This is a genomic window from Nesterenkonia sp. F (assembly GCF_000220985.1).
GTDB lineage: Bacteria > Actinomycetota > Actinomycetes > Actinomycetales > Micrococcaceae > Nesterenkonia.
This window is the reverse complement of record NZ_AFRW01000069.1, coordinates 1-7,323: the sequence shown is the minus strand read 5'-3', so window position 1 is coordinate 7,323 and position 7,323 is coordinate 1. Positions and strand designations below refer to the sequence as shown.

General features: G+C 67.1%; 11 protein-coding genes and 1 pseudogene. All 12 read left to right on the top strand.

Annotated features, from left to right (window positions below; all coding sequences use genetic code 11):
• Positions 1-132, top strand: a 132-nt coding sequence (locus GU5_RS17775; protein ID WP_010524605.1) for an elongation factor G, incomplete at its 5' end; no start/stop codon positions are given.
• A gap of 265 nt (positions 133-397) precedes the next feature.
• Complete coding sequence (gene tuf, locus GU5_RS0105635) at positions 398-1,588, top strand: elongation factor Tu (protein WP_010524604.1); 1,191 nt, start codon at positions 398-400, stop codon at positions 1,586-1,588.
• Between the two features lie 618 nt (positions 1,589-2,206).
• Positions 2,207-2,515: a 30S ribosomal protein S10 gene (gene rpsJ, locus GU5_RS0105630; RefSeq protein ID WP_010524603.1), complete on the top strand. Its 309-nt coding sequence runs from the start codon at positions 2,207-2,209 to the stop codon at positions 2,513-2,515.
• Between the two features lie 23 nt (positions 2,516-2,538).
• Complete coding sequence (rplC, locus tag GU5_RS0105625; protein WP_010524602.1) at positions 2,539-3,201, top strand: 50S ribosomal protein L3; 663 nt, start codon at positions 2,539-2,541, stop codon at positions 3,199-3,201.
• Between the two features lie 5 nt (positions 3,202-3,206).
• Positions 3,207-3,824: a 50S ribosomal protein L4 gene (rplD, locus tag GU5_RS0105620; protein WP_010524601.1), complete on the top strand. Its 618-nt coding sequence runs from the start codon at positions 3,207-3,209 to the stop codon at positions 3,822-3,824.
• On the top strand, positions 3,821-4,126 hold the full coding sequence (rplW, locus tag GU5_RS0105615) for a 50S ribosomal protein L23 (protein WP_010524600.1): 306 nt from the start codon (positions 3,821-3,823) through the stop codon (positions 4,124-4,126). The genes rplD and rplW overlap by 4 nt, the downstream gene beginning before the upstream one ends.
• Before the next feature lie 39 nt (positions 4,127-4,165).
• The gene (gene rplB / locus GU5_RS0105610; RefSeq protein ID WP_010524599.1) at positions 4,166-5,005 is read left to right on the top strand and encodes a 50S ribosomal protein L2; all 840 of its coding nucleotides are present in this window, start codon (positions 4,166-4,168) and stop codon (positions 5,003-5,005) included.
• Positions 5,006-5,017: 12 nt separating this feature from the next.
• Complete coding sequence (gene rpsS, locus GU5_RS0105605; RefSeq protein WP_010524598.1) at positions 5,018-5,299, top strand: 30S ribosomal protein S19; 282 nt, start codon at positions 5,018-5,020, stop codon at positions 5,297-5,299.
• Between the two features lie 56 nt (positions 5,300-5,355).
• Positions 5,356-5,721 carry a 50S ribosomal protein L22 gene (rplV, locus tag GU5_RS0105600; protein ID WP_010524597.1) on the top strand — a complete coding sequence of 122 codons (366 nt, stop codon included), beginning with the start codon at positions 5,356-5,358 and terminating at the stop codon, positions 5,719-5,721.
• Positions 5,721-6,543, top strand: a pseudogene (gene rpsC, locus GU5_RS0105595) (30S ribosomal protein S3). Before rplV ends, rpsC begins: the two are co-directional and overlap by 1 nt.
• A complete protein-coding gene (rplP, locus tag GU5_RS0105590; RefSeq protein WP_010524594.1) occupies positions 6,543-6,965 on the top strand; it encodes a 50S ribosomal protein L16 in 423 nt (140 codons plus the stop codon). The pseudogene rpsC and the gene rplP overlap by 1 nt, the downstream one beginning before the upstream one ends.
• A 2-nt stretch (positions 6,966-6,967) precedes the next feature.
• Positions 6,968-7,234 (top strand): 50S ribosomal protein L29, encoded by a 267-nt coding sequence (gene rpmC / locus GU5_RS0105585; RefSeq protein WP_029514046.1) that lies wholly within the window; start codon positions 6,968-6,970, stop codon positions 7,232-7,234.
• Positions 7,235-7,323 lie beyond the last annotated feature (89 nt).

Genomic DNA, 7,323 nt, shown 5'->3' with positions numbered 1-7,323 from the left:
ATGTTCGGCTACATCGGCGAGCTCCGCTCGCGCACCCAGGGCCGGGCCGTCTTCACCATGACCTTCGAGGCCTACGCCGAGGTTCCGAAGGCCGTGGCCGAGGAGATCATCGAGAAGAACCGCGGCGAGTGACGGTCTGACCGATCGTCCTCGGCGCAGCTCGAGGCCCCGTTCCCCCGCCGGTCGTCCGGCGGGCGGGGGAGCGGGCTCCCGGCGGGACCGGATCCGGAGCGGTCCCGCCGATCAGCCGCCTGACGGGGCAGGCGCGACCGGCCCGTGAGGTCTCCGGAAATTTCACTGAATACCATGCGCCCCAGTAGACTTGCGAGAGTTTCAGCCTTGCACCAGTGCGGCTGATAGCACGTCTTCTGACTGAACACGTTCTTAGGAGGAACCTGTGGCCAAGGCAAAGTTCGAGCGGAGCAAGCCGCACCTGAACATCGGCACCATCGGTCACGTCGACCATGGTAAGACGACCCTGACCGCCGCCATCTCCAAGGTGCTCGCCGAGAAGTACCCGGAGCTGAACGACGCGAAGGACTTCGCCGGCATCGACAACGCTCCGGAGGAGCGCGAGCGCGGCATCACCATCAACGTGTCCCACGTGGAGTACCAGACGGAGAAGCGCCACTACGCGCACGTCGACGCTCCGGGCCACGCTGACTACGTGAAGAACATGATCACCGGTGCCGCCCAGATGGACGGCTCCATCCTCGTGGTCGCCGCCACCGACGGTCCGATGGCCCAGACCCGCGAGCACGTCCTGCTCGCCCGCCAGGTCGGCGTCCCGGCGCTGCTGGTGGCCCTCAACAAGGCCGACATGGTCGAGGACGAGGAGCTGCTGGACCTGGTCGAGATGGAGGTCCGCGAGCTGCTGTCCGAGCAGGACTTCGACGGCGACAACACTCCGGTCATCCGCACCTCGGCACTGAAGGCGCTCGAGGGCGACGCCGAGTGGGTCAAGACCGTCGAAGAGCTGATGGACCAGGTCGACGAGTACATCCCGGAGCCGGAGCGCGACAAGGACAAGCCGTTCCTGATGCCGATCGAGGACGTCTTCACCATCACCGGCCGCGGCACCGTCGTGACCGGCCGCGCCGAGCGCGGCACGCTGAAGATCAGCTCCGACGTCGAGATCATCGGCATCCGCGAGAAGCAGAAGACCACCGTCACGGGCATCGAGATGTTCCACAAGCAGCTCGACGAGGCCTGGGCCGGCGAGAACTGCGGTCTGCTGCTGCGCGGTCTGAAGCGTGACGACGTCGAGCGCGGCCAGGTCGTGGCCGCCCCGGGCTCGATCACCCCGCACACCAACTTCGAGGCGAACGTCTACATCCTGTCCAAGGACGAGGGCGGCCGTCACAACCCCTTCTACACCAACTACCGTCCGCAGTTCTACTTCCGGACCACCGACGTCACCGGCGTCATCGAGCTGCCGGAGGGCACCGAGATGGTCATGCCGGGCGACAACACCGAGATGACCGTCGAGCTCATCCAGGAGATCGCCATGGAGGAGGGCCTCGGCTTCGCCATCCGCGAGGGTGGCCGCACCGTGGGCTCCGGCCGTGTGACCAAGATCCTGAAGTGATCCTTCGGATCTGCTGATCTCGGGGAAGGCCCCGACCCGGTCCTGACGGGCGAGGTCGGATAACTCCCCGGAGTCGACGAGAGCCCCCGACGTCCCCGCGACGTCGGGGGCTCTCGTGCTGTCCGGGCCGGGCGGGCTGCACAGCGTCGGGCGGGGCCGCCGGCGGCCCCTTCCGAGCGGGTTTGCAATCCATGGGGGCATCTGTCAGTATGGACAAGTTGCTCACGGACGATTGCGTCCCGGCGTGCCCATTCTCGGGTCCGCTGCAGTGGGCGAAAGACCATTCGAGATCGAGACCGACCCTCGTGGTGTGTCTCGCTGTGCGCAGATACTCTGCTCATCAAAGCGACACGCCCGACCGCGGGGGTCGGATCCCCGACAGGGCGAGCAGCCGTGGCGACGCGCGGAGAGCGCGGCGGACGCGGTTCGGCCTGATCGGGATGTGCGTCACCTCCTCGACGGGAGGCGACGCGCAGTCCGCAACTGCAGAAGGGGAGTGCCGCGGGACGTCCCTGTCCGGCGCATGGCCAGGCCTTCTCACCACCGACGCGCGCGTCGGGCCGCTGCGGGCTGTGAGAGACCACATGACGAAGCAGTGACCAGAAAGAGGCAGATGCCATGGCGGGACAGAAAATCCGCATCCGGCTGAAGTCGTACGACCACGAGGTCATCGACAGCTCGGCTCGGAAGATCGTCGACACCGTGACGCGCGCCGGCGCGACGGTCGTCGGCCCGGTGCCGCTGCCGACCGAGAAGAACGTGTACGCCGTGATCCGGTCGCCGCACAAGTACAAGGACAGCCGCGAGCACTTCGAGATGCGCACTCATAAGCGCCTCATCGACATCGTCGACCCGACCCCCAAGGCGGTCGACTCGTTGATGCGTCTCGACCTGCCTGCAGACGTCAATATCGAGATCAAGCTCTGAAGCAGGGAGGTGCTGAGAGAACTATGACCAACATTTCCCGCGTCGAACTGAACGTCAAGGGGCTGCTGGGCACGAAGCTCGGCATGACCCAGGTCTGGGACGAGGACAACAACCTCGTGCCGGTCACTGTCGTCCAGGCCGACTCCAATGTCATCACCCAGATCCGCACCGCGGAGAACGACGGCTACTCGGCCGTGCAGATCGGCTACGGCCAGATCGATCCGCGCAAGGTGACCAAGCCGCTGGCCGGTCACTTCGAGAAGGCCGGCGTGACCCCGCGTCGCCACCTCGTCGAGATCCGCACCGGCGACGCCTCCGAGTATGAGGCCGGCCAGGACCTGTCCGTCGAGTCCTTCGAGACCGGTCAGAAGGTCGACGTCGTCGGCCGCACCAAGGGCAAGGGCTTCGCCGGCGTCATGAAGCGTCACGGCTTCGGCGGCGTCGGCGCCTCCCACGGTCAGCACAAGAACCACCGGAAGCCCGGCGCCATCGGCGGCGCCGCGACTCCGGGCCGCGTGTTCAAGGGCGTGCGCATGGCCGGCCGGATGGGCAACAACCGCCACACCACGCACAACCTCACCGTCCACGCCGTGGACGCCGAGAAGAACCTGCTGCTCATCAAGGGCGCCGTCCCCGGTGCTCGCGGCCAGGTCGTCCTGGTCCGCACTGCAGTGAAGGGAGCATGATCCTCATGGCCAACAAGGTTTCCGTCGATCTCCCCGCCGAGGTCTTCGACGCCAAGACCAACGTCGCACTGATCCATCAGGTCGTCGTCGCGCAGCAGGCCGCAGCTCGTCAGGGCACCCACAAGGTGAAGACCCGCTCCGAGGTCTCCGGCACCGGCACGAAGCCGTTCCGGCAGAAGGGCACCGGTCGGGCGCGCCAGGGTTCGATGATCGCCCCGCACATGATCGGCGGCGGCATCGTGCACGGCCCGACTCCGCGGGACTACAGCAAGAAGGTCCCGAAGAAGATGAAGGCCGCCGCGCTGCGCGGGGTCCTCTCCGACCGTGCTCGCGCCGGCCGCGTCCACGTGGTCGACGCTCTGGTCGAGTCCACCTCCACCAAGGCTGCGAAGCAGGCCCTGGAGGGACTGGGCGGCCAGAACCGCAACTGGCTGGTCGTGATCGACCGCGGCGACGACGCCGCCGCGCTGTCGACCCGCAACCTGCCGTCCGTCCACACGCTGTACGCCGACCAGCTGAACACCTACGACGTCGTCGTCTCCGACGACCTGGTGTTCACCCAGGCCGGCTACGACGCCTTCCTGGCCCATGCCCAGGGTGCGAACAAGGAGGAGGCCAAGTGAGCGTCCCGACCGTCAAGGATCCGCGCGACGTCATCATCGCGCCGGTCGTCTCGGAGAAGTCCTACGGCCTGATCGACGAGGGCAAGTACACCTTCCTCGTCGAGGTGAAGGCCACCAAGTCGGAGATCAAGTACGCCGTGGAGAAGATCTTCGGCGTCACCGTCGACAAGGTGAACACCAACAACCGCCCGGGCAAGCGGAAGCGCACCCGCTTCGGCTGGGGTTCGCGCAACGACACCAAGCGTGCCGTGGTGAGCCTCCGCGAGGGCAACATTGACATCTTCGGAGGTCCGCTGTCCTGACCAGGGCAGGCGGAGACCACTTAATCGAGGAAGAAGAACATGGCTATCCGTAACCTCAAGCCGTCCACCCCGGGCCAGCGTGGCTCGTCGGTGGCCGACTTCGCAGAGATCACCCGGGACACCCCGGAGAAGTCCCTGCTGCGTCCGCTGGGCAAGACCGGCGGACGCAACAGCTCGGGCAAGATCACCACTCGCCACAAGGGCGGCGGGCACAAGCGCCAGTACCGGCTGATCGACTTCCGCCGGTCGGACAAGGACGGCGTGCCGGCCAAGGTCGCTCACATCGAGTACGACCCGAACCGCACCGCCCGCATCGCGCTGCTGCACTTCGCCGACGGCGAGAAGCGCTACATCCTGGCTCCGGGCCGGCTGGCCCAGGGCGCGACCGTCGAGTCGGGCCCGAACGCCGACATCAAGCCGGGCAACAACCTGCCGCTGCGCAACATCCCGCTGGGCACCGTCGTGCACGGCGTGGAGCTGCGTCCGGGCGGCGGCGCCAAGCTCGGCCGCTCCGCCGGCGCCTCCATCCAGCTGGTGGCCCGCGAGGGCAAGCACGCGCAGCTGAAGCTGCCCTCCGGCGAGGTCCGCAACGTCGACGTGCGCTGCCGCGCCACCGTCGGCCAGGTGGGCAACGCCGAGCAGTCCAACATCAGCTGGGGCAAGGCCGGCCGCAGTCGCTGGAAGGGCGTCCGTCCGACCGTCCGCGGCGTCGTGATGAACCCGATCGACCACCCGCACGGCGGTGGCGAGGGCAAGTCCTCCGGCGGCCGCCACCCGGTCAACCCGAACGGCATGCCCGAGGGTCGCACGCGGCGCCCGAAGAAGGAGAGCGACAAGCTCATCGTGCGTCGCCGTCGTACCAAGAAGAACAAGCGATAGGAGCCTGGAGCCATGCCACGCAGCTTGAAGAAGGGCCCCTTCGTTGATCAGCACCTGTACCTGAAGGTGCAGGCTGAGAACGAAAAGGGCACCAAGAATGTCATCAAGACCTGGTCCCGCCGTTCGATGATCGTCCCGGACATGCTCGGCCACACCATCGCCGTGCACGACGGCCGGAAGCACATCCCGGTGTTCATCACCGAGTCGATGGTCGGGCACAAGCTCGGCGAGTTCGCTTCGACGCGCACGTTCCGCGGCCATGTGAAGGACGACAAGAAGGGCAAGCGCCGCTGATCCCCGAGGGGATGAGCACGCTGCCTCTTCGATCCAGAGACGAGAGAAGGAAAGCAATGGAAGCCAAGGCAATTGCGCGCTATCTGCGTGTGTCGCCTATGAAGGCCCGGCGCGTCGTCGACCTTGTCCGCGGCAAGCAGGCCAACGAGGCGCTGGCGATCCTGCAGTTCGCCCCGCAGGGAGCCTCCGAGCCGGTCTACAAGGTTCTGGCCTCGGCGATGGCGAACGCTCGCCAGCACGCCGACCAGGCCGGCGTCGCGTTCAACGAGGACGACTACGTCGTGACCGAGGCCCGGGTCGACGAGGGTCCGACCATGAAGCGGTTCCGCCCGCGCGCCCAGGGTCGGGCCTACCGCATCAACAAGCGCACCAGCCACGTGACCGTCGTGGTCGGTGCGGACGAGAAAGGTGGGGATCAGTAGTGGGTAACAAGATCAACCCCAATGGTTTCCGTCTGGGCGTCACGACGGACCACGTCTCCCACTGGTACGCCGACTCCAACGCGGCGGGTCAGCGCTACAAGGACTTCGTGAAGGAAGACGTCCAGATCCGCGAGCTGCTGGCGAAGAGCGTGGAGCGCGCCGGCATCTCCAAGGTCGAGATCGAGCGCACCCGCGACCGCGTCCGGGTCGACATCCACACTGCCCGTCCGGGCATCGTCATCGGCCGCCGCGGCGCCGAGGCGGACCGGATCCGCGGCCAGCTGGAGAAGCTGACCGCCAAGCAGATCCAGCTGAACATCCTCGAGGTCAAGAACCCCGAGACCGATGCCCAGCTGATCGCCCAGGGCGTCGCCGAGCAGCTGGCCGCCCGCGTGGCGTTCCGCCGCGCGATGAAGAAGTCCATCGTCCTCGGCCATGCGGTCGGGCGCGAAGGGCATCCGGATCCAGTGCTCCGGCCGTCTGGGCGGTGCGGAGATGTCGCGCAACGAGTTCTACCGCGAGGGCCGCGTGCCGCTGCACACCCTCCGGGCCAACATCGACTTCGGCAAGCACGAGGCCAAGACCACCTTCGGCCGCATCGGCGTGAAGGTCTGGGTCTACAAGGGCGACCTGACCGACAAGGAGCTGGCCGCCCAGCAGGCCGCGCAGCCTTCGGGCCGCGGCGGCGGGCGCGGCGGCGGTGGTGGCCGCGGCGGCGAGCGTCGTCGGCGCGGCGGTCGCAGCCGCGACCAGCAGGCCCCCGCTGAGACCGCAGCCCAGCCGGCTGCTTCCGAGTCTGCAGCAGAAGGAGGTCAGAGCTGATGCTGATGCCCCGTCGAGTCAAGTACCGCAAGCCGCACAAGCCGAAGCGTCGCGGCCACGCCAAGGGCGGCACTGAGCTCGCCTTCGGCGAGTACGGCATCCAGGCCCTGGGCCACGGCTGGGTCACGAACCGCCAGATCGAGTCTGCGCGTATCGCCATGACCCGCCACATCAAGCGAGGCGGAAAGGTGTGGATCAACATCTACCCGGACCACCCGCTGACCAAGAAGCCGGCCGAGGTCCGCATGGGCTCCGGCAAGGGCTCGCCCGAGTGGTGGGTGGCCAACGTGAAGCCCGGACGTGTGATGTTCGAGCTGACCGTGACCGGTGCCAGCGACGAGGTGGCCAAGGAGGCCCTCCGTCTGGCAATCCACAAGCTGCCGATGAAGGCACGCGTGATCAGCCGAGAGAGTGGTGAGTGACCATGGCAGTTGGGTCGAAGGATCTGACGGTTGAGACGCTCTCCGCGATGGACGACTCGTCCCTCGCCGAGCAGCTGCGCAGCGCCAAGGAGGAGCTGTTCAACCTTCGCTTCCAGTCCGCCACCGGTCAGCTGGAGAACTCCAGCCGTCTGAAGGCCGTCAAGCGCGACATCGCCCGGATCTACACGGTCCTGCGCGAGCGGGAGCTGGGCATTCGCGAGTCGGTCGGTGCTGAGGCAGAGTCCACTGAAGAGAAGGCTGAGGACTGATCATGAGCGAAACCAACACCGAGGCACAGGGCACTGAGCGCGCCTACCGCAAGAACCTGCGCGGCGTCGTGGTGTCCGACAAGATGCAC

Coding starts and splice junctions, on each gene's coding strand:
- rpsJ (WP_010524603.1), top strand. CDS start 2,207: ATGGCGGGACAGAAAATCCGCATCCGGCTGAAGTCGTACGACCACGAG.
- rplC (WP_010524602.1), top strand. CDS start 2,539: ATGACCAACATTTCCCGCGTCGAACTGAACGTCAAGGGGCTGCTGGGC.
- rplD (WP_010524601.1), top strand. CDS start 3,207: ATGGCCAACAAGGTTTCCGTCGATCTCCCCGCCGAGGTCTTCGACGCC.
- rplB (WP_010524599.1), top strand. CDS start 4,166: ATGGCTATCCGTAACCTCAAGCCGTCCACCCCGGGCCAGCGTGGCTCG.
- rpsS (WP_010524598.1), top strand. CDS start 5,018: ATGCCACGCAGCTTGAAGAAGGGCCCCTTCGTTGATCAGCACCTGTAC.
- rplV (WP_010524597.1), top strand. CDS start 5,356: ATGGAAGCCAAGGCAATTGCGCGCTATCTGCGTGTGTCGCCTATGAAG.
- rplP (WP_010524594.1), top strand. CDS start 6,543: ATGCTGATGCCCCGTCGAGTCAAGTACCGCAAGCCGCACAAGCCGAAG.
- rpmC (WP_029514046.1), top strand. CDS start 6,968: ATGGCAGTTGGGTCGAAGGATCTGACGGTTGAGACGCTCTCCGCGATG.